At 68.2% G+C, this 18,122-nt stretch carries 21 protein-coding genes, 2 tRNA genes and 2 other RNA genes; 11 read left to right on the forward strand and 14 right to left on the reverse strand.

Translation table 11 applies throughout. The features are described from left to right. Positions 1–11 precede the first annotated feature (11 nt). From E2F46_RS05465 to E2F46_RS05480, 4 genes are read left to right on the forward strand one after another with little or no spacing between them, the layout of a single operon-like run. Entirely contained in the window at positions 12–938 is a 927-nt protein-coding gene (locus tag E2F46_RS05465; protein ID WP_243720317.1) for an AAA family ATPase, read from the forward strand. Positions 939–942: 4 nt separating this feature from the next. Next, entirely contained in the window at positions 943–1,923 is a 981-nt protein-coding gene (locus E2F46_RS05470) for a DUF58 domain-containing protein (protein WP_133321084.1), read from the forward strand. After that, a complete protein-coding gene (locus E2F46_RS05475; protein WP_133321085.1) occupies positions 1,901–3,895 on the forward strand; it encodes a transglutaminase TgpA family protein in 1,995 nt (664 codons plus the stop codon). Before E2F46_RS05470 ends, E2F46_RS05475 begins: the two co-directional genes overlap by 23 nt. Then, entirely contained in the window at positions 3,892–4,377 is a 486-nt protein-coding gene (locus E2F46_RS05480; protein ID WP_133321086.1) for a Slp family lipoprotein, read from the forward strand. The genes E2F46_RS05475 and E2F46_RS05480 overlap by 4 nt, the downstream gene beginning before the upstream one ends. A 72-nt stretch (positions 4,378–4,449) precedes the next feature. Here E2F46_RS05480 and E2F46_RS05485 read toward each other — a convergent pair whose 3' ends face one another. The 4 genes from E2F46_RS05485 to dnaX form a co-directional block, all read right to left on the reverse strand. After that, positions 4,450–4,800 carry a histidine triad nucleotide-binding protein gene (locus E2F46_RS05485; RefSeq protein WP_133321087.1) on the reverse strand — a complete coding sequence of 117 codons (351 nt, stop codon included), beginning with the start codon at positions 4,798–4,800 and terminating at the stop codon, positions 4,450–4,452. A 129-nt stretch (positions 4,801–4,929) separates the two neighbouring features. Then, positions 4,930–5,529 carry a recombination mediator RecR gene (recR, locus tag E2F46_RS05490; protein WP_133321088.1) on the reverse strand — a complete coding sequence of 200 codons (600 nt, stop codon included), beginning with the start codon at positions 5,527–5,529 and terminating at the stop codon, positions 4,930–4,932. A gap of 101 nt (positions 5,530–5,630) precedes the next feature. After that, positions 5,631–5,951, reverse strand: coding sequence for a YbaB/EbfC family nucleoid-associated protein (locus tag E2F46_RS05495; protein ID WP_133321089.1), 321 nt, complete (start codon positions 5,949–5,951; stop codon positions 5,631–5,633). Between the two features lie 15 nt (positions 5,952–5,966). Beyond that, positions 5,967–7,700, reverse strand: a complete 1,734-nt coding sequence (gene dnaX / locus E2F46_RS05500; protein WP_133321090.1) for a DNA polymerase III subunit gamma/tau — start codon at positions 7,698–7,700, stop codon at positions 5,967–5,969. Positions 7,701–7,825: 125 nt separating this feature from the next. Between dnaX and E2F46_RS05505 the strand changes: the two genes are divergently transcribed. The 3 genes from E2F46_RS05505 (at position 7,826) to ffs (ending at position 8,230) form a co-directional block, all read left to right on the forward strand. Beyond that, positions 7,826–7,918, forward strand: a tRNA-Ser gene (locus tag E2F46_RS05505). A 39-nt stretch (positions 7,919–7,957) separates the two neighbouring features. Next, positions 7,958–8,079: non-coding RNA, RtT sRNA (locus E2F46_RS05510), on the forward strand. A gap of 54 nt (positions 8,080–8,133) precedes the next feature. Then, positions 8,134–8,230: signal recognition particle sRNA small type (ffs, locus tag E2F46_RS05515), an RNA gene on the forward strand. 255 nt (positions 8,231–8,485) lie between these two features. Here the strand turns inward: ffs and E2F46_RS05520 are convergent. The 8 genes from E2F46_RS05520 to E2F46_RS05555 form a co-directional block, all read right to left on the reverse strand. Further along, positions 8,486–9,505 (reverse strand): Vgb family protein, encoded by a 1,020-nt coding sequence (locus E2F46_RS05520; protein WP_133321091.1) that lies wholly within the window; start codon positions 9,503–9,505, stop codon positions 8,486–8,488. Positions 9,506–9,594: 89 nt separating this feature from the next. Beyond that, positions 9,595–10,044 carry a molybdenum cofactor biosynthesis protein MoaE gene (locus E2F46_RS05525; protein WP_133321092.1) on the reverse strand — a complete coding sequence of 150 codons (450 nt, stop codon included), beginning with the start codon at positions 10,042–10,044 and terminating at the stop codon, positions 9,595–9,597. Beyond that, positions 10,044–10,289, reverse strand: coding sequence for a MoaD/ThiS family protein (locus E2F46_RS05530; RefSeq protein ID WP_133321093.1), 246 nt, complete (start codon positions 10,287–10,289; stop codon positions 10,044–10,046). The genes E2F46_RS05525 and E2F46_RS05530 overlap by 1 nt, the downstream gene beginning before the upstream one ends. Next, complete coding sequence (gene moaC / locus E2F46_RS05535) at positions 10,286–10,774, reverse strand: cyclic pyranopterin monophosphate synthase MoaC (protein WP_133321094.1); 489 nt, start codon at positions 10,772–10,774, stop codon at positions 10,286–10,288. The genes E2F46_RS05530 and moaC overlap by 4 nt, the downstream gene beginning before the upstream one ends. Beyond that, positions 10,771–11,445, reverse strand: coding sequence for a phytanoyl-CoA dioxygenase family protein (locus E2F46_RS05540; RefSeq protein ID WP_133321095.1), 675 nt, complete (start codon positions 11,443–11,445; stop codon positions 10,771–10,773). Before E2F46_RS05540 ends, moaC begins: the two co-directional genes overlap by 4 nt. 8 nt (positions 11,446–11,453) lie before the next feature. Next, positions 11,454–12,476 (reverse strand): GTP 3',8-cyclase MoaA, encoded by a 1,023-nt coding sequence (gene moaA, locus E2F46_RS05545; protein WP_133321096.1) that lies wholly within the window; start codon positions 12,474–12,476, stop codon positions 11,454–11,456. Next, a complete protein-coding gene (locus E2F46_RS05550) occupies positions 12,473–13,234 on the reverse strand; it encodes an MBL fold metallo-hydrolase (protein ID WP_243720318.1) in 762 nt (253 codons plus the stop codon). The genes moaA and E2F46_RS05550 overlap by 4 nt, the downstream gene beginning before the upstream one ends. Before the next feature lies 1 nt (position 13,235). After that, the gene (locus E2F46_RS05555; protein WP_133321098.1) at positions 13,236–13,994 is read right to left on the reverse strand and encodes a 3-deoxy-D-manno-octulosonic acid kinase; all 759 of its coding nucleotides are present in this window, start codon (positions 13,992–13,994) and stop codon (positions 13,236–13,238) included. Positions 13,995–14,106: 112 nt separating this feature from the next. Between E2F46_RS05555 and E2F46_RS05560 the strand changes: the two genes are divergently transcribed. Both E2F46_RS05560 and E2F46_RS05565 read left to right on the forward strand, forming a co-directional pair. Next, positions 14,107–14,847, forward strand: coding sequence for a glycosyltransferase (locus E2F46_RS05560; protein ID WP_133321099.1), 741 nt, complete (start codon positions 14,107–14,109; stop codon positions 14,845–14,847). A gap of 98 nt (positions 14,848–14,945) precedes the next feature. Then, positions 14,946–15,036, forward strand: a tRNA-Ser gene (locus tag E2F46_RS05565). Between the two features lie 370 nt (positions 15,037–15,406). On the opposite strand, the gene E2F46_RS05570 is transcribed toward E2F46_RS05565, so the two are convergent. Then, positions 15,407–15,595, reverse strand: coding sequence for a hypothetical protein (locus tag E2F46_RS05570; RefSeq protein ID WP_133321100.1), 189 nt, complete (start codon positions 15,593–15,595; stop codon positions 15,407–15,409). A gap of 117 nt (positions 15,596–15,712) precedes the next feature. Here E2F46_RS05570 and E2F46_RS05575 point away from each other — a divergent pair, with 117 nt between their 5' ends. Next, complete coding sequence (locus tag E2F46_RS05575) at positions 15,713–16,795, forward strand: DNA topoisomerase IB (RefSeq protein ID WP_133321101.1); 1,083 nt, start codon at positions 15,713–15,715, stop codon at positions 16,793–16,795. Between the two features lie 21 nt (positions 16,796–16,816). On the opposite strand, the gene E2F46_RS05580 is transcribed toward E2F46_RS05575, so the two are convergent. After that, positions 16,817–17,683 (reverse strand): SDR family oxidoreductase, encoded by an 867-nt coding sequence (locus E2F46_RS05580; protein WP_133321102.1) that lies wholly within the window; start codon positions 17,681–17,683, stop codon positions 16,817–16,819. 100 nt (positions 17,684–17,783) lie between these two features. Between E2F46_RS05580 and E2F46_RS05585 the strand changes: the two genes are divergently transcribed. Next, the gene (locus tag E2F46_RS05585) at positions 17,784–18,101 is read left to right on the forward strand and encodes an I78 family peptidase inhibitor (RefSeq protein ID WP_133321103.1); all 318 of its coding nucleotides are present in this window, start codon (positions 17,784–17,786) and stop codon (positions 18,099–18,101) included. The last annotated feature ends 21 nt before the right edge of the window (positions 18,102–18,122 follow it).

The following is an 18,122-nucleotide window of genomic DNA, read 5'->3' on the forward strand; positions in this document are numbered from 1 at the left end:
CAAGCCCGCACATGCTAACCGACGACCATCGCGACGCGATGAAGCGCGCGTTGGCGCAGATCAACACCCTGGTGCTGGGCAAACCGCAGCAAGTGCGGCTCGCATTCGTCGGCATGCTGTCCGGCGGCCACCTGCTGATCGAGGACCTGCCAGGCCTGGGCAAGACAACGCTGGCGCATGCGCTGGCATCCACGCTTGGCCTCGGCTTCCAACGCGTGCAATTCACGTCGGACCTGCTGCCGTCGGACATCGTCGGCGTCTCGGTGTTCGATGCACAGACGCGCCAGTTCGAGTTCCATCCTGGCCCGGTGTTCGCGCACGTGGTGCTCGCCGACGAGATCAACCGCGCACCACCGCGCACGCAGAGCGCACTGCTCGAGGCGATGGCGGAACAGCAGGTCAGCATGGATGGCGCGACCCATCCGCTGCCTGACCCGTTCTTCGTCATCGCCACGCAGAACCCGACCGATCTTGCAGGCACCTATCCCCTGCCCGACTCGCAGCTCGACCGCTTCCTGTTGCGCCTGCACCTGGGCTACCCCAACGAAGAGGCTGAACGCGCGCTGCTCGCCGGCGAAGACCGTCGCGACCTGATTGCGAATGCCACACCGGTGCTCGATGCGACCCAGGTCCTGCAACTCCGCCGCGCAGTCACCGACGTGCATGCCAGCGACGCGCTGGTCGGCTATGTGCAGGCCCTGCTGGCGCGGAGCCGACAGCAAGCCGGCGTGCGCGTGGGACTGTCCCCGCGTGCGGGCCTGGCGCTGCTGCGGGCGGCGTGCGCGCACGCCATGCTGCTGGGCCGCCAGCATGTGCTGCCCGAAGACGTGCAAGCGCTGTTTTCCGCGGTGGCTGCGCACCGGCTGGTGCCCGAAAGCGACGCAGGTGACGGCGCATCGCTGGCCAAGGCGATCCTGCACGGCGTTGCCGTGGACTAAGGCGATGTCGGCAGCACCCCGATCGCGCGGCTGGCGCAGCCGCCTCGAACGCCTCGCGCGTCCCAGGCGTCCTGAATCGCTGCCAGTGCGGTTCGATCGCCACCGCATCTACCTCCTGCCCACGCCGTTCGGTGCGTTCTTCGTCGCGCTGCTGCTGACCATGGCGCTGGGCGCGCTCAACTACAACAACAACCCCGCGCTGCTGCTGTGCCTGCTGCTCGCCGGCGCCGCGATCGCCAGCTTGTTGCATGCCCAGTTGCAGTTGGGGGGGCTGGAAGTCCATGCCATCGGTGGCGACCCGGTGCCCGCAGGCAATCCGCTGCATCTGCGGGTCCATGCCCGCGCCCCGCGCGGGCGCGAGCGGCGCGGCCTCCAGGTCGCTTGCCTTGGCGAAACCGCAACGCTTTCGCTCGACGATGGCGCAGGCGAAGCCATCCTCGCGCTGCCCACCACACGGCGCGGCTGGCTCGATATCGAACGGGTGCGTATCTCCACGACGCGACCGCTCGGCCTCGCGCGTGCCTGGGCGTACGCCTGGCCAACTGCGGGTGCGCTGGTCTACCCGGCACCGGAACGCGATGGCCCACCGCTGCCCGATGGCAGCGACGGCAATGCACAATCACGCCTGCACCCGGCGGGCGATGAGGTGCACCACCTTCGCGCTTGGCGCCAGGGCGACTCACGCCGGGCGGTGGCGTGGAAGGCCTCGGCGAGGCGGGACACCCTGTTGGTCCGCGAGTTCGAGCAGCTCATGGGCGCCGATGTAATGCTGGACTGGGGCCTCGTGACGTCACTGCCCTACGAAGCCCGCATCCGCAGGCTGGCGGGCTGGGTCGACAAGGCCGAGCGCGAACAGCGCAACTATGCGCTTCGACTTCCGGGAGCACCCACGCTTGGCCCGGGGCGCGGGTCCGCACATCGCCACGCGTGTCTGCACGCGCTTGCCCTGTTGCCCGTAGGCGATGACGGCGCGACCCGTGGCTGATCGCTCGGCCTTGCTCGACGCCGCCAGCCGCACAGGGGTGCTGGCAGCCACGGTCGTCTGCGTGACGCCACTGCTGCTCCAGCTCCCGGGACAACTGGCGCTGATGTTGGGCATTGCGGGCATCGTCACCGCCCTTGTCTCCCTGCGGATGCGTGTCCCGGGATGGCTACGGCTGCTGTTCTCGCTGGCCCTAGTGGCGACGGTGTTCTCACTGATGGGGCTCCGCTTCGGGCGCGATACCGGATGCGCCTTGCTGGCGGCGATGCTGGTGGTCAAGCCGCTCGAATTGAATACGCTGCGCGACGGTCGCAGCCTCGTGGGCTTCGCCCTGTTCGCTCCCTTCGCGACCTTCCTGCTGGACCAGGGACCACTGTCGCTGTCGTTGGGACTGGCTGCCGCGTTGCTGGCGCTGCTGGCGCTGGCGCGACTGGCCGAGCAGGAATCCAAGGACACGAGAACGGTGCCCCATGCGCAGCGCGCAGGCATCGTGCTTCGTCTGGTCGCAATCGGCCTTCCACTGGCGCTGTCCGCCTTCTGGCTGTTCCCACGCATCGCCACGCCGTTGTGGGGCGTGCCCCAGCGCGCAATCGCAACCCCGGGCCTATCCGACACCATGAGTCCGGGCGAATGGCTCGACCTGATGAACGACGACTCGCCTGCCTTGCGCGTGGTGTTCTTCGGCGACACGCCGGAGGCAACCCAGATGTACTGGCGCGGCCCGGTGCTGACCGACTTCGATGGCCGGACATGGACCGCATCACGCTGGCTGCGCCACCTGCCGCCCGCCGAGCTGGTTCGTGGCGAACGTACCTGGGATTACCAGATGGACATCGAGCCCACGGAACAGCCGTTCCTCGTGGCGCTCGAGATGCCGCACGCGACACCCGATGGTATTCGCTCCTCCTGGGAACACAGCCTGCTGGCACCCAGGCCACTCCATTCCGTCACCCGCTGGCGCATGCGGTCATCACCCGCGATCCGCTTCGAAGCGGAGTTGAGCGATTACGTCCGCCAGAATGCACTCCGGCTTCCCGACGGGTTCAATCCACGCACGGTGGCACTGGCACGCCAGTGGCGGAGGGACGCCGGCGAACGTGGCGACGCCGCCATCGTCGAACGCGCGATGCGGATGGTCCGCGACGAGTTCGGCTACACACTCAACACGCCGCTCCCCGGGCGACACACCGCCGACGAGTTCCTGTTCGACTGGAAACAGGGGTTCTGCGAGCATTTCAGCTCGGCATTCGTGGTGTTGATGCGGGCGGCCGGCATTCCCTCTCGTGTGGTCACCGGTTATGCCGGCGGCTACCGCAATGCATTCGGCGGCTATTGGGTGGTACGCAACAGCGATGCCCACGCCTGGGCCGAGGTCTGGCTGGACGGGCGAGGCTGGGTGCGCGTCGACCCTACGGCCGCCGTGGCACCGGAACGCATCTACGACACCCTCCAGGACCGCGCGGGGGGAAGCGTGCTGGGCAACCTGCCCGGCTTCGTGTCCGCGCTCGACCTGGGAGACTGGCTGCGCCGGGGCTGGAACGACCTGGTCCTCGGCTTCGACGCCAATCGCCAGCGCGACCTGCTCAAACCCCTCGGCGGCGGCGTGCTCGGACAACGTGCACTGATCGGCCTGTTCGGCGCGACCGCCCTGCTCGCACTGGCCTGGATGCTCTGGCTCAGCGCGCGCGGCACCCGCCAACGCGATCCACTGCTGCGCGCCTGGCGCACGCTCGGCAAACGCTATGCGCGCATCGGGTTGGGCCGCGAGCCACACGAGCCGGCGCTACGGTGGGTGTCGCGCATCGCGCCGGCGCTGGACGCCGACGCCGCCCGCGCCCTGTCCACGCTCACCCGGCGTTTCGTGGAAACGCGCTACGCTGCCGGCGTCGGAGAAGCCATGCCGACACGCACATTGGTCCGCGACCTGCACAAGCACCGGGCTGGTCGCCGCCTGCCAAGGGAGCCTTCGCCATGATGTTCCGCCTCTTGTCCGCCGCCGGCGCGCTGTTGCTGCTGTCGGCCTGCGCCACGCATCCCAAGCCGCTGCAGGGTGCGTACGTCGACACCACGCCGCACGCGGCGATGCAGGGAGACAGCACCGGCGCACTGGTGCGCTGGGGCGGTCGCATCGTGCAGGTCGAGCCGCGCGCCGACGCCACCTGCTTCGAGATGATCTCGACCCGGCTCACCGAAACCGGCCGCCCCTACTGGGCCGACGACGACACCAATGGCCGCTTCATCGCCTGCCGTGCCGGCTTCTACGACCCGGCGGTGTTCGAACGCAACCGGGAAGTCACCTTCACCGGCCGCATCGATGGCTACGAGAGCCGCCGCATCGGCGAATACGACTACCGCTTCCCGCGCGTGGCCGCCGACGTGGTCTACCTGTGGCCGAAGCGCGACCACGTCAATGTCGTGGTGCGCCCGGCGCCTTGGCCGTGGTGGGGGTGGTGGTAGGCGGTAGCACGCGATCGCGAGGGCATCCGGGCACGCAGGCCCGTTGCCGGGCCGACGCTTCGGCGCCTGGGGTCACGCCGTGGTTCCGAACCGTCCCAGCGGCGCGCCGGCCAGCAGGTGCAGGTGGATCTGGAACACCGTCTGCCCGCCGTCGCCATTGCAGTTCATGACGACGCGGTAGCCGTCCTCGTCGAAGCCCTGCGCCTTCGCCCAGGCTGCGGCAGCGACGGCCAGCCGCCCGATGATCTCCGGCTCACTGGCGGGCACGTCGTTCAGCGTCGCGAAATCGCGCTTGGGCACGAACAGCACGTGCACCGGCGCCTGTGGCGCAATGTCGCGGAAGGCGATGACGTGGTCGTCCTCGAAGACGATGTCGGCCGGGATCTCGCGGCGCATGATCTTGTGGAAGATGGTGTCTGGCATCGGAAATTCCTCCTGCGAATGTGTGGGCGTGCCGATGGGCACGATTGCGGCGTCCGGGCGATCCACGATGATCACGCGCGGCGACGCGATCATCGGCATTGGGGTTGTGTGGTGATTGGCGCAGCGCGCCTACGCCGGTACTTCGCTGCGTGAACCGAAGGCATGCGACAGCGTGCCGCGATCCACGTATTCCAGTTCACCGCCCAGCGGCACGCCGTGCGCGAGGCGGCTGGGGCGCACGCCGTGCTGGCGCGCCAGCTGCGCCAGGTAGTGCGCGGTCGCCTCGCCCTCGACGGTCGGGTTGGTGGCGATGATCAGTTCCTGTACCTCGCCCTCGCCCAGTCGCGCGGCCAGCCGGTCGAGGCCCAGTTCGCGCGGGCCGATGCCGTCGAGCGGGCTCAGGCGCCCCTGCAGCACGAAGTACAGGCCGCGATAGCCGGTCGCCTGTTCGATCGCCAACCGGTCCACCGGCGACTCCACCACGCACAACTGGTGCACGTCGCGCGACGCACTGGCGCAGGTGGCGCAGGTGGCGGTTTCGCTGAAGTCGCGACAGCGGCTGCAGTGGCCAATGCGCTCGACCGCCTCGGCGAGTGCCGACGACAGCCGTCGCCCGCCTTCGCGCTCGCGCTCCAGCACGTGGTAGGCCATGCGCTGCGCGGTCTTCTGGCCCACGCCGGGCAACACGCGGAAGGCTTCGATCAATTGTTCGAGCAGGGAACTGGACATGATGGGGTCGTCGAGGCGGCATCGGGAAGGGATTGGCACCGGCAAGGACGCCCCCATCCGACTTCGGCACCTTCTCCCGGGGGCGGGAGAAGGCACGTCGCTCAGAACGGCAGCTTCATGCCAGGCGGCAGCGGCATGCCGGCGGTGGCCGAGGACATCTTTTCCTTCGAGGCGGCATCGACCTTGTTGGCGGCGTCATTGAACGCGGCGGCCACGAGATCCTCCGCCATCTCCGGGTCGGACAGCACGCTGGGATCGATGCGCACCTTGCGGCACTCCTTGGCGCCGGTGAGGGTGATGCTGACCATGCCGCCGCCGGCATTGCCGGTGACCTCCATGGCCGCCAGTTCTTCCTGCATGCGCTGCATGTTTTCCTGCATCTTCTGCGCCTGCTGCATCAATTGGGCGATGTTTCCACGCATGTTCGGTCTCTTTTCTCAGTTGTCGTCGTAGGGGCGGATCGAATCGGGCACCAGCCTGGCGCCCTGTTGCTGCATCAGCCGCTGCACGTCCGGATCGGACAGGAAGGCGCTCTCGGCGGCGGCCTGTCGCTCGTCGCGCGCGCGCAGGTTTCTGTCGTGCAGGGTTTCCGTCGGCTTCGAAGCAGGCGCGGAGGACGCGAAGCGCAGCTGCGCCTGCCCGCCAAGCGCCGGCACCAGTGCAGCGCGCAGCTGCGACACCAGCGCGTCGCGCTGCAGGTGGTCCTTGTCCTCGGACAGCGACAGCTGCAGCACGCCATCATCGAACGACACGAACGCCGCGTGCGCCGCCAGCTCGCGTGCCGGTCCGCGCAGCGGCAGGTTGCCGACCAGGTCCAGCCAGCCCGCGGCATCGAGCTCGCGCCACGCGGTGGTCCGTTCCGCAGCAGGTGGCGACGGCGCGCCGTCTTGCACCCGCACGCGCTCGGCAACCGGCGCGGATGCTTCGGTGCCCGCGGCAGGCACGGCCCGATCGGGCGCAGGCGGCGCAGCGCGGGCCTCCATCCGCTGGCCCGGGGATGCGGTTTCACTGCGGCCCTCCAGCGCGGCACGCGCCGCCGCAGGGCCGCTCGGCCGTTGCGTGGCCGGCGCACCCACGTTCGGCGCAACGCCGTCGCCCGGACGGAACGCCAGCATGCGCAGCAGGGTCATCTCGAACCCGGTGCGCGGGCCGGGCGCCAATGTCAGGTCGCGACGGCCGTTCAGGGCCATCTGGTACCAGAGCTGCACCAGCTCGGGCCGCAGCGCGGGCGCCAGCGCGTCCAGGTCGATACCGTCGGCATCGACGTCACTACCCGGCACCAGCTGCCGCACCTGGATGCGGTGCAGCGCCGCAGCCAACGCATCCAGCACGCCCGCCCAGTCCGGCGAGAAATCCGCCAGCGTCGCGATCTCGGCCATCAACCGCCCGCCATCGGCCTCCGACAGGGCCTCGAGCAGCGCGCCCACGCGCGTGCGGTCGACCGTGCCCAGCATCTTCGCCACGGCATCGTCGGCCAACGTGCCGCCGGTATATGCGATGGCCTGGTCGAGCAGCGACAGCCCGTCGCGCAGGCTGCCATCGGCCGCTTTCGCAATCTGCCGGATCGCGCCGGGCTCCGACGCGATGCCCTCGGCGCCGAGGATCTTCTCGATCTGGCCGCGGATCTGTTCCTCGTCCAGCCGCTTGAGGTTGAATTGCAGGCAACGCGACAGCACCGTGACCAGCAGCTTTTCCGGGTCGGTGGTCGCGAACAGGAACTTCACGTGTTCCGGCGGCTCCTCCAGCGTCTTCAGCAGCGCGTTGAACGCCGGCTTGGACAGCATGTGGACTTCGTCGATCAGGTAGACCTTGTAGCGGCCGCGCGAGGGCATGTACTGCGCGTTGTCGATCAGGTCGCGGACGTTGTCGACACCGGTGTTGGAGGCGGCGTCGATCTCCAGCAGGTCGATGTAGCGCCCGGCATCGATGGCCAGGCAGGTCTCGCATTCACCGCAGGGGTCGGATCCCGTGCCCTTCTCGCAGTTCAGGCTCTTGGCGAAGATGCGGGCGATGGTGGTCTTGCCCACGCCGCGGGTGCCGGTGAACAGGTAGGCATGGTGCACGCGGCCCGATTCCAGCGCGTTGGTCAGCGCACGCACCACGTGTTCCTGGCCCACCAGCTCGGCGAAACGCTTGGGGCGCCACTTGCGGGCAAGGACAAGGTAGGACATGCGCCCATTCTGACACGGGCGGCCCGCCGCCCGGCGCGAAACCTCGCCCGCGCTTGTGGCAAGTCCCTGCCGCCGCTAGACTTTGTGCCCCTGAGCGTGGCCGCAAGCCTGTCTCGGGAAATCCCGGAGAGGTGTCCGAGTGGTTGAAGGAGCACGCCTGGAAAGTGTGTAAGCGTCTAAACCGCGCTTCGGGGGTTCGAATCCCCCTCTCTCCGCCAGTTTCAAGTGGTTTGATGGTTCGGGTCGCGTGGGTTTCGCCGGCGGCTTCGAAGAGGGGGTGAGAACCCCCGTGGGTTCGACAAACCGCGCAGCGGTTTGCACGGCGAAGCCGCCCGCAGGGCGAGGCGCGTAGCGCCGAGTGAATCCCCTCTCTCCGCCAGTTTCCTGAAACGCCCCCAGCGGGGCGTTTCATTTGCAAGTCTCTATGGTGGCCCCGTCGGCCCCTCGCGACGCTAGGTCGAAAACTCCGCCAGGGCCGGAAGGCAGCAACGGTATCGATCGACGCGGGTGCCGAGGTCAGTCGGCGGGGCCATCGCCATATCCGACGTCTCTGCCACATCATCAACCGAAAAGACTGGCCATTCATTGCTGGCGCCCGTGGCGACGGTGCGACATCCCCACGTCGACACGATCGTCTGGCGCGGTCAGTCGGCGGGGCCATCGCCATTTCCAACCTTCGCAAGGCCGGATTTCCTGCACGCCGTTCATGGATTCCCGCCTTCCCGGGGATGACCGTCAAATGCGCATACGTGCAGGCGATGCGAACCCTCCGGCAAGCGCCGGTGTCAGCCGCCTTCCCCCGCCGGAACGATCCCCAGCGCATCCGGCTGGTTGCCTGTGTCCCAATAGTCGACCACTTTCCACGTGGCCGAATCCACCACCGCGATCCTGTTCGCACCACTGATCGCGACGTAAACGCGCGGCCGGGCCGGATCGGCAATGACGCCGATCGGCAACGCCCCTTGGCCGAGCATGGTGTCGCGGAAGGTTTCGCCCTCTGCCACCAACGGCACGGTCGCCACCGTCGCGTGCGTGGTCGCGTCGAACACCGACAGCGTGCCGGCGGTCGCGTTCGTGACCAGCGCGTGGCGGCCATCCGGCGTAAACACGACGCGGATCGGGAACCCCGGGCTGTCCAGCGTGGCACGCACGGCAAGCGTGCCGGGATCGTGCACGGTCACCGTGTCCTCGGCGCGGTTGGTCACCCACACGTTGCCATCGGGCGCCACCTCGATCCCTTCGGCGCCCTGCCCGGCCGGCCGCTCATGCGTGACCTTGCCACTGGCCACCTCGACGCGCACCACGGTGCCCGATGCGATCTTGCTGACATAGGCCACGGTGCCATCGGCCGATACCGCCACCATGTGGCCGATGCCGTCGTCCACCTCGATGGCCTGCAGGATTTCCCCGCCCACCGGGTCCACGCGCACCAGTGCGTGGCTCTGCTCGGCCGTCACCAGCACGCTGCCATCGGGCAGGAAACGGATGCCGTGCGGACGGCGGTGCATGCCCAGGTCGATGCTGCGCGTCGCCATATCGCTGGCGATATCGATCACGGTGAGCGAATGCGCCGGCTGCTGGTGGCCGTAATCGGTAACCAGCGCCATGCGCCCGTCCGCCGACACCGTGATCTCGTGCGGTCCCGGGCCGGTGCGCACTTCGCCCAGTTTGCGTCCGTCCTCGAGCGACAGGCGCCACACCGTGTCGTCGGACTTGTTGCCAACCAATAGTTCGCCTCGCGCGAGCGCGGGCGGATACGGCAGGGACAGGGAGAGTGCCAGCAGGAGCAGTGCGAGTGGTTTCATGGCGGTCTCTGGCTCTTGGTGATGTGGTGACCATCGGCGGACTGGATCGGCAGCGGACGCTGTTGTTGCTGTCACCGGTGGCGGCGGTGTCAACCTCCGGTGTCGGCAGGATTCGTTTCGCGCGGATGCAGCCATTCTGTCCGGCCATCGCCGTAGCGTTCGTGCTTCCAGACCGGCACACGCGATTTCACCTCGTCGAGGATCCAGCGGCAGGCGTCGAACGCCATGCCCCGATGCGCCGCGCTCACGCCCACCCACACCGCCATGTCGCCGATGGCCAGGTTGCCAATGCGGTGCGTGCAGACGGCGTCGATGGCACCAAAGCGCTGCAGCGCCTCCGCGACAATGCGCTCGCCTTCCGACTCGGCCAGCACCACGTAGGCTTCGTAGCGCAGCCCATCGACCGACCGGCCTTCGTTGTGGTTGCGTACCCAGCCCTCGAAACTGGCGAACGCACCCGCGCGCGCATCCAGCAGCCGCGCACGCAGGGGCGCGACATCGATGGCGGACGAGGACAGCCAGAACCGTTGCACAGGCATCAGCCTCCGGACACCGGCGGGATGAAGGCGACTTCGCTGCCATCGGCGACCGCGTCCTCAAGCCGCGAAAACGCGCCATCCACCGCAACGCGGATGCGTTCGACAGGCAAGGAAAACCCATGCCGGGTGCGCAGCTCGTTGTACAGCGCGCGCAGGTCCGTGGCAGCGGTTTCGAACGTTTCCCCTGCCACGCCCGCCGCATCGCGCAGGCTGGCGAAATAGAGCAGCCGCACCGTCGCCATCACACCACCCGCCCGACATCGCGCTTGCCGCCGCGCTTGCCGACAAGTTTCGCCGGACCGATCACGATGGCGTGCGACAGCGCCTTGCACATGTCGTAGACCGTCAGTGCAGCGACGGTCGCGCCGGTCAATGCCTCCATTTCCACGCCGGTGCGATGCGTGGTCTTGACCATGCAGTCGATCCGCAGCTCGCGCTCGCCGTGCCAGTCGATGGCGATGCGGATCCCGTCGATCGGCAGCGGATGGCAGAACGGGATCAAGTCGTGCGTGCGCTTGACCGCCATGGTGCCGGCAATCACCGCGGCGTCGACGATGCCGCCCTTGGCGCTGCGCAGGCCGGACTTGCGCAATTGCGCCGCGACGTCCGCAGGGAAACGCACGCGGCATTCCGCCAACGCCTGCCGTGCGGTGACCGCCTTGCCGGAGACATCGACCATTACCGGTCGGCCGGCAGCATCGATGTGAGTGAGGACACGCTGTTTGCTCATGCCGCCATGCTCCATCGCAGGCCAAACCCCGGCATTGCAGGTCCGAAAAGAAAATGAAGCACGCGACGCAAGCCACCCGGACGCGCCGCCTTCGAAGATGCATGCAGCAAGAGCGGTCGCATCAAAAGCAGTTCGCCCGCAATCGCGGTGCAATCGACACGCGTATCGCCCGCCATGTTCTTCTGTGCAAGCGCAACACCAAGGCGCCCCATCGCATGCGACCCGGGAACGACCCGCAACGGGCCATTATCGCGATGGCAGTCATCGAGATGCAGTCGAACGGCCAGCATGCCCCCCAACAGCGTGTCAGGTGCCTGCACGTACAACTGGCCTTCCTTTTCCGACCACCCTGTCAAACGCGAATCATCGCTGCGCCGGGCGACCGGGAAGGAAAGATCCTGCTGCAGTCCCACCTTCCAGTTACGCTCGGGGCTCTTGTTGAAATAGGTGCACTGCACGGCGACGGCATCCGGTGGCAGCAGCCCGTCGGCCAACAGCTCCATTCGCAACTGTTTGGCCAATAACGCACACCAATCGTTACCCATGAGGTTGCGCGTCCCTGCCGAAGAAACGCCCTGCGCTTCAATGAGCCCGATGACTTCCCTCAATCTCGCTTCGGATAGTCCGGAGGGGCGCATCAGGTAGCCGTCTCGCGCAAGCAACTCGTGCATAGCCGCCATCATCCACCCACCAGGAACATCTCGACATGCCGTTTCGGCGCCCGCGGGCTGCCGCGCACTTCGCTGTAGCGGTCCGCACGCCCGCGCCACGCCTCCGCCAGGTACCCGGCGAACGCCACCTCGCCATGCGCAAGCGCAGGCCGCAGGTCGAGGCCCTGCGCGGCGAACAGGCAGGTGTAGAGCGTGCCGTCCGCGGACACTCGGGCACGATGGCAGTCACCGCAGAACGGCGCGGTGACAGAACTGACGAAGCCGACCTCGCCGCCGCCATCGACGAAGGCATGCCGCTCGGCGACCTCTCCGCGATAGTTGGCGTCCAGCGACTGCAGCGGCCAACGCGCATGGATGCGGTCGCGTAGTTCCGCCGAGGGCACCACGCGCTCGCGCTGCCAGCCGTTGCAGGTGCCCACGTCCATGTACTCGATGAAGCGCACGACATGGCCGCTGCCGCGGAAACGTTCCAGCAGCCGGACCGGCTGGTCGTCGTTCACGCCGCGCTGCACGACACAGTTGATCTTCAGTCGGTCGAATCCTGCCGATTCCGCCGCGGCGATCCCCGCCAGCACATCGGACACCTCGCCGCGGCCCCCGGACAGCTCGCGAAACAATCCCGCATCCAGCGCATCCAGGCTGATCGTCAGCCGACGCAGTCCCGCTTCACGCAATGCGCGCGCATGCCGCGGCAGCAGAGACCCGTTGGTGGTCATCGCCAGGTCTTCGATGCCCTCGATCCGCGACAAGCGTGCGATGAGGCCCGGCAGGCCCTTGCGCAGCAGCGGCTCGCCGCCGGTGATGCGCAGCTTGGTCATGCCCAGTCGCACCGCGCCCCGCACCAGGGTTTCGATCTCGTCGAACGACAGCCGCGCCGCGGCATCGAAACCATGGTCGTCGGGCACCTTGTCGGCTGGCATGCAGTATCCGCAGCGGAAATTGCAGGCCTCGATCACAGAGAGGCGCAAGTCGCGCAAGGGACGGCCGAGGCGATCGCGCGGCGCGTCGAAGACCTGTGCCAGGGCGCTCATGCCGACGCCACCCGTGCGTCCACGGGTGCGGACAGTGCGAAGACTTCACCGGGATGCGCGACACGATGCCCACGCGCAGCCAGCGCAGCGCCATCGGTCGCCGACGCATAGTGGTACAGCACGCAGCGCGACAGCACGTCGGCGTCGTACTCGCGCTCCAGGTCGTCGATGCCGCTGTGCGATGGATTGCCGCGCAGCCCGCAGTCGTGCGCGATCAGTTCCCCGGCATCGGCATGCTTGCGCAGCATTTCCGGGATCGGTCGCGTGTCGCCGGTCCACACCACGCTGCCACGCAGGCGCAGTCCGTAGGCGGTCTCCGGCCAGTGGTGCCGCACCGGAAACACCTCGATGCGATGGCCGTCGTGCCAGAAGGCATCGCCCACTGGAACCACCTGGAAGGCCTCCCAGAAGTTCGCGCCGCCTTCGGCCAGTACGTTCGGATAGGCACCCACGCGCTGGTGCAGCAACGGCACCACGCTGGCGGGCACGTACACCGGCATGCGGCCGCGGCGTGCCGCATCGAAGTACGCCGACACGAACAGGCGCTCGAAGCCGCCGACATGGTCCAGGTGGGTATGGGTCACGAACAGCGCACGCGGCGGCTCGCCATACTGCGCGAGGTATGCGGTCAATCCTTCGCTGCCGCAGTCGATGGTCAGCCATGGCGCGCCATCGCGCTCGATCGTCGCCATCGGCGAACCGAGCTCGGTCGCCGAGGCATTGCCCACGCCGTGGAAGCGGAGCGTCCAGCCGGTCACGTCAGTTGCCTTTCGCCCAGCGCGCGTCGTACGCGCCCCGCAGGCGGGCGAAGTCGGCATCGATCTGGCCGGCGCTGCGGCCGCCCGGATGCTTGTGCAGCGAACGCTGCAGGCGCGCCAGGTTGCGCATCCGCCACCGCGTTTCGGGGATGTGCATGCGCCCGCGGTCGAAATCGATCAACCAGCCCTTGCCGGTATCGTCGAACAGGATGTTGGTGGCGTTGAGGTCGGCATGGTCCAGGCCTTCGCGATGGAATTTCGCCACCAGCCGCCCGGTCTGTTCCCACGGCGCCTCGCTGCCTTCGGTGGCGGCCAGTTCGGAGAACGAACGCACGCCGGCCAGCCGCTCGATGATGATCCACGCCCGGTAGGTGAAGCGCGAGCGCAGGTAGCACGCCGCGACCGGCTGCGGCACCGGCAGCTTGCGCCGCAGCAATTCGCGCAGCAGGCGGAATTCCTCGAAGCTGCGCGTGCGGTTGGCGCCACGCCAGAGGTAGCGGTCGCGGCTGAGCTTCGCGGCCAGGCCACCCCGCAGGTACTGGCGCAACACGCAGGGGCCGTGGCTGGCCTCGATGAACCAGGCGCCCCCCCGCCCGCTGCCGCCCACCTGGGTGGCCCGGTCGCCCCACTCGCGCGGGTCGAACCAGCGTGGATCGGCCTGGCGCAGTTGGGTCGCGTCGAACAGCAGCGCGCCATACTCACCGCTGCCACGTTCGTCGTGGAACGGCGTGAGGCTTTCGGTGGCGTCGAATACGGCCATAGCCGACAGAGTCTAGCAATTCAGCCGGCTGCAGCCCGGCCCGTGGGCACGGACCTCTATACTGGTGTTCATCGCCACGCACCGCGGCCACCGGGCCGCCATCGGACCACGCATGCAGACCGTCAACGTCCTTTGCATCAAATGGGGCACCAAGTACGGCCCGGACTACGTCAACAAGCTGCGCTCGATGGTGCGCCGGCACCTCAAGCGCCCGCACCGCTTCGTCTGCCTGACCGACGACCGCGCGGGCATCGAGCCCGATATCGAAGTGCTGGACATCCCCGCCGTGGGCATCGCCGATTTCGACCAGCGCAAGCCGTGGACCTTCGGCCATGGCTGGCTGAAGCTGACCAGCTTCGCCAACCCGCTCTACGACCTGGCGGGACCGACGCTGTTCATCGACCTGGACGTGGTGATCGTGGGCAGCCTGGACGAATTCTTCGACCCGCCGGGCGAGTTCCTGGTGATCAAGGAGTGGGACAAGCGCGACGGGACCGGCAATACCTCGGTCTATCGCTACACCATCGGCGCCCATCGCGACGCGCTGGACTACCTGCGCGACCACCAGGCCGAGGCGCTGGCCAAGGTGCGCAATGAGCAGGAATACATCACCGGTTACCTCGCCCGCCAAGGCAAGCTGGGCTACTGGCCGGCCGAGTGGTGCCGCAGCTTCAAGCGCCACTGCGTGCGCGGCCTGCTGCTGGGCTGGTTCCTGCCACCGCGCATCCCGGAGGGCGCCAAGGTGATCGCCTTCCACGGCAAGCCCAACCCGCCCGACGCCATCGCCGGCCGCAGCGGCAAGTGGTACCGACGCGTGCTGCCCACCCAGTGGGTGGCCGACAACTGGCGCTGAACCCGCCCGATCGCGCGGGTCGCCTTGTCCCCACACCACCCCACCCGTATCATTGCGCCCCCGGCCACGCCGCCGGGCCGCGCAACACGCCGGATCCAGGAGAGGTGGCAGAGCGGTTGAATGTACCTGACTCGAAATCAGGCAGGCGTTTATAGCGCCTCGGGGGTTCGAATCCCCCCCTCTCCGCCAGATACGCAAAGGCCCCCGCAAGGGGGCTTTTGCGTATCTGGCGCAGAGGGGTTGGACGAGAATTCCAAGGGGCTTCGACTGATCGGCAGGATGGCCGATCAGCACAGCCGAAGGCTGCCCGCGCAGGGGCGAGGGCCACATGGATGGCCCGAGTGCATCCCAATGCGCTTCACGCCGTTTCGCTTCTTCACGCGCTTCGTCGCCTGACCCAGCCGTACGAGCGAGCGTCCACGTCCATGGGTACGCGCCTTCGCCGGTATGGCAGAAATCCACCGGGATCAAGTCATGCCAGCCGCCCAGCCAAGAGATGCAGCGTCAGAGCCCGCGAACAAACCCGGCAGCGCCACAACCCGGCACCGTCACACCTGCCTCAGCGCCGCGCCACCCGCGCGCCCGGCATGGAGCTGGCAATCGCATCCAGCAGGTCCGGGTCGAGCCGCCCGGGATCGTCGAACAGGAACAGCGGCGCACCTTCCACACTCAATACGCCATCGTCCAGCGAATAGCCGTCCGCCAGATGCAGTTCACGCCCCTCGGCGTCGCGCAATGCCTGTGCCATGGGCTGACACCTCCCGTTCCTGTCGCAACGCTAGGCCCGTCGATGTCTTCCCGGCGTGAGGGCGGCGACCACCGCCGGATTCACCCCGGCATCACCGCCGCCCGCTAGCGTTCGCGCATGACACAGGCACGCAGGACGCGAAGCAAGGAGCGAGGCAACGGACGCCCGGCACCACCGGCCGCCGCCGATGCCCGCGAGGCCGGACTTCTCTACGTCGACGACTCCGCCCCGGGCATCCACAGGCGACGCTGCGGGCGCGGCTTCCGCTACGACGATGCCACCGGGGTTTGCATCCGCGACGAGGCCACGCTGGCCCGCATCCGTGCACTCGCCATCCCGCCCGCCTATGTCGATGTGTGGATCTGCGCTTCGCCGCGCGGCCACCTGCAGGCCACCGGCCGAGACGCGCGCGGGCGCAAGCAGTATCGCTACCACCCGGACTGGCGCAGCACGCGCGACGCCGACAAGTTCGATCGGCTGCTGGCCTTCGGCAAGGCCTTGCCGCGACTGCGTCGGCGTCTGCGCATCGACCTGTCGCTGCGCGGCCTGCCCCGCGAGAAGGCGCTGGCCGCACTGGTGACCATCATGGCCACCACCCTGATGCGCATCGGCAACGACGAGTACGCCCGCGACAATGGCTCGTACGGATTGACCACGCTGCGCAACCGGCACGCAAAGTTCCTGCGCGATGGCCTGCACCTGCAGTTCAAGGGCAAGGGAGGGAAGACCCACGATGCCGGCATCGATGACCGCCGGCTGGTGAAGATCATGCGGGCGATGCACGAACTGCCCGGCCAGCGCCTGTTCCAGTACCGCGACGACGAAGGCAACCTGCGCCCGCTGGATTCGTCGGATGCGAACGACTACCTGCGCGAGCGCATGGGCGGTCCGTTCACCGCGAAGGACTTCCGCACCTGGGGCGCCACCGCCACCGCGTTCCGGCTGCTCGCCGCCACGCCCGTGCCGGAGGACGCTACCAAGCGCGACATCGCAGGCGTTGAACGCGACGTCGTCAATGCGGTCGCGGAAATGCTGGGCAACACCCCCGCCGTGTGCCGCAAGTCGTACATCGACCCGTGCGTGTTCGACGGCTGGCAGGATGGCCGCCTGCATCGCGCCGCACAGGGCGCGCGCGGGCCGCGGCAGTGGGAAACCGCCACCCTGCGTTACCTGCGGCGCGTCAAGAAGCCATCGCGCTGATGGCCTCCCGACGCGTTCGATTCAAGCCGAGATGTGCCCGCCGCCGTTGACGTGGATGGTCTGCCCGGTGATGAACGAGGCATCCTCGCTGGCGAGGAATACATAGGCAGGGGCCACTTCAGATGGCTGGCCCGGACGCTTGAGCAAGGTATTGGCGCCGAACCCGGCGACCTCCTTGGCATCGAAACTGGCCGGGATCAGCGGCGTCCATACCGGGCCGGGCGCGACTGCGTTGACGCGGATGCCGCGCTCGGCCAGCGATTGCGCCAGCGAGAACGTCAGCGCATGGATCGCACCCTTGGTCGACGCATAGTCGATCAGCTTTTCATGGCCCCGCACGCCGGTGACCGATCCGGTATTGATGATGCACCCCCCCTCGCGCAGGTGCGGGATGGCGGCGGTGGCCAGGTAAAAATAAGCGAACACGTTGGTGCGGAAGGTGCGCTCGATCTGTTCCGGCGACAGTTCTTCCGGCGCATCCACCGTGTGCTGCTCGGCGGCATTGTTGACCAGGATGTCGAGCCGGCCGAACGTGTCCAGCACCTGCGCCACCATGCGCTCGCAGAACGCGGGGTCGCCCACGTCGCCAGCGATGGCGACGCATTTGACGCCCTCCTCGCGCAGCAGACGGCAGGTTTCCCTGGCGTCCATCTCCTCGTCGAGGTAGCCGATCGCCACGCTCGCGCCCTCGCGCGCGAAGTGCAACGCGACGGCACGGCCGATGCCGCTGTCGCCCCCGGTCACCAGGGCCACCTTGCCGTCCAGCTTGCCCGAACCGCGATAGCCGTCACGGATGCATTCCGGTGCGGGGCGCATCTCGGACTGCAGGCCGGGCTGGCGATCCTGCTCCTGCGGCGGTTGCGGCTGGCGCGACTTGTCGTCAGTCATGGCGGGCTCCTCGACACGGGACTTCGAGGCTCGCACGCCAGTCGTGGACAGCGTGTCGCGGATGGATTAGAAACGCGTCAATTCCCCTCGGTTTCCACGCATGGACAAGCCCGTCGTCGCCCGCATCGCCTCGCTCGCCCTTGTTGCGACGCTCGCTGCCTGCACAGGCCTGCAGCCGGACGCCGGCCGTCCCGGCGAGGCCGCCGCGCAATCGGGCGCCTGCCATGCCGACCCGGTGCAGTGGGCCATCGGCCAGGAAGCCACGCAGGAAGCGATGGCGCGGGTGTGGCGCGAAAGCCACGCCGGCCTGGTCCGGCCGATCGCGCCCGGGCAACCGGTGACGAAGGAATTCCGCGTCGACCGCGTCAACATCGAGCTCGATCGCGACAACCGCATCGTCCGCGTCTACTGCGGCTGAGCGTTCCCTGCGCCGCGGCGC

The organism is Luteimonas aestuarii (genome assembly GCF_004357985.1).
Classification (GTDB): domain Bacteria; phylum Pseudomonadota; class Gammaproteobacteria; order Xanthomonadales; family Xanthomonadaceae; genus Luteimonas; species Luteimonas aestuarii.

What these genes read in the sequence shown, in the direction of transcription:
- E2F46_RS05555 (WP_133321098.1), bottom strand. Translation starts at nt 13,994, where the DNA reads ATGGCCGTATTCGACGCCACCGAAAGCCTCACGCCGTTCCACGACGAA.
- E2F46_RS05495 (WP_133321089.1), bottom strand. Translation starts at nt 5,951, where the DNA reads ATGCGTGGAAACATCGCCCAATTGATGCAGCAGGCGCAGAAGATGCAG.
- E2F46_RS05465 (WP_243720317.1), top strand. Translation starts at nt 12, where the DNA reads ATGCTAACCGACGACCATCGCGACGCGATGAAGCGCGCGTTGGCGCAG.
- E2F46_RS05470 (WP_133321084.1), top strand. Translation starts at nt 943, where the DNA reads ATGTCGGCAGCACCCCGATCGCGCGGCTGGCGCAGCCGCCTCGAACGC.
- dnaX (WP_133321090.1), bottom strand. Translation starts at nt 7,700, where the DNA reads ATGTCCTACCTTGTCCTTGCCCGCAAGTGGCGCCCCAAGCGTTTCGCC.
- E2F46_RS05580 (WP_133321102.1), bottom strand. Translation starts at nt 17,683, where the DNA reads ATGACTGACGACAAGTCGCGCCAGCCGCAACCGCCGCAGGAGCAGGAT.
- E2F46_RS05570 (WP_133321100.1), bottom strand. Translation starts at nt 15,595, where the DNA reads ATGGCACAGGCATTGCGCGACGCCGAGGGGCGTGAACTGCATCTGGCG.
- moaC (WP_133321094.1), bottom strand. Translation starts at nt 10,774, where the DNA reads ATGAGCAAACAGCGTGTCCTCACTCACATCGATGCTGCCGGCCGACCG.
- E2F46_RS05540 (WP_133321095.1), bottom strand. Translation starts at nt 11,445, where the DNA reads ATGCACGAGTTGCTTGCGCGAGACGGCTACCTGATGCGCCCCTCCGGA.
- E2F46_RS05485 (WP_133321087.1), bottom strand. Translation starts at nt 4,800, where the DNA reads ATGCCAGACACCATCTTCCACAAGATCATGCGCCGCGAGATCCCGGCC.
- E2F46_RS05560 (WP_133321099.1), top strand. Translation starts at nt 14,107, where the DNA reads ATGCAGACCGTCAACGTCCTTTGCATCAAATGGGGCACCAAGTACGGC.
- E2F46_RS05475 (WP_133321085.1), top strand. Translation starts at nt 1,901, where the DNA reads ATGACGGCGCGACCCGTGGCTGATCGCTCGGCCTTGCTCGACGCCGCC.
- moaA (WP_133321096.1), bottom strand. Translation starts at nt 12,476, where the DNA reads ATGAGCGCCCTGGCACAGGTCTTCGACGCGCCGCGCGATCGCCTCGGC.
- E2F46_RS05585 (WP_133321103.1), top strand. Translation starts at nt 17,784, where the DNA reads ATGGACAAGCCCGTCGTCGCCCGCATCGCCTCGCTCGCCCTTGTTGCG.
- recR (WP_133321088.1), bottom strand. Translation starts at nt 5,529, where the DNA reads ATGTCCAGTTCCCTGCTCGAACAATTGATCGAAGCCTTCCGCGTGTTG.
- E2F46_RS05525 (WP_133321092.1), bottom strand. Translation starts at nt 10,044, where the DNA reads ATGCCTGTGCAACGGTTCTGGCTGTCCTCGTCCGCCATCGATGTCGCG.
- E2F46_RS05520 (WP_133321091.1), bottom strand. Translation starts at nt 9,505, where the DNA reads ATGAAACCACTCGCACTGCTCCTGCTGGCACTCTCCCTGTCCCTGCCG.
- E2F46_RS05480 (WP_133321086.1), top strand. Translation starts at nt 3,892, where the DNA reads ATGATGTTCCGCCTCTTGTCCGCCGCCGGCGCGCTGTTGCTGCTGTCG.
- E2F46_RS05575 (WP_133321101.1), top strand. Translation starts at nt 15,713, where the DNA reads ATGACACAGGCACGCAGGACGCGAAGCAAGGAGCGAGGCAACGGACGC.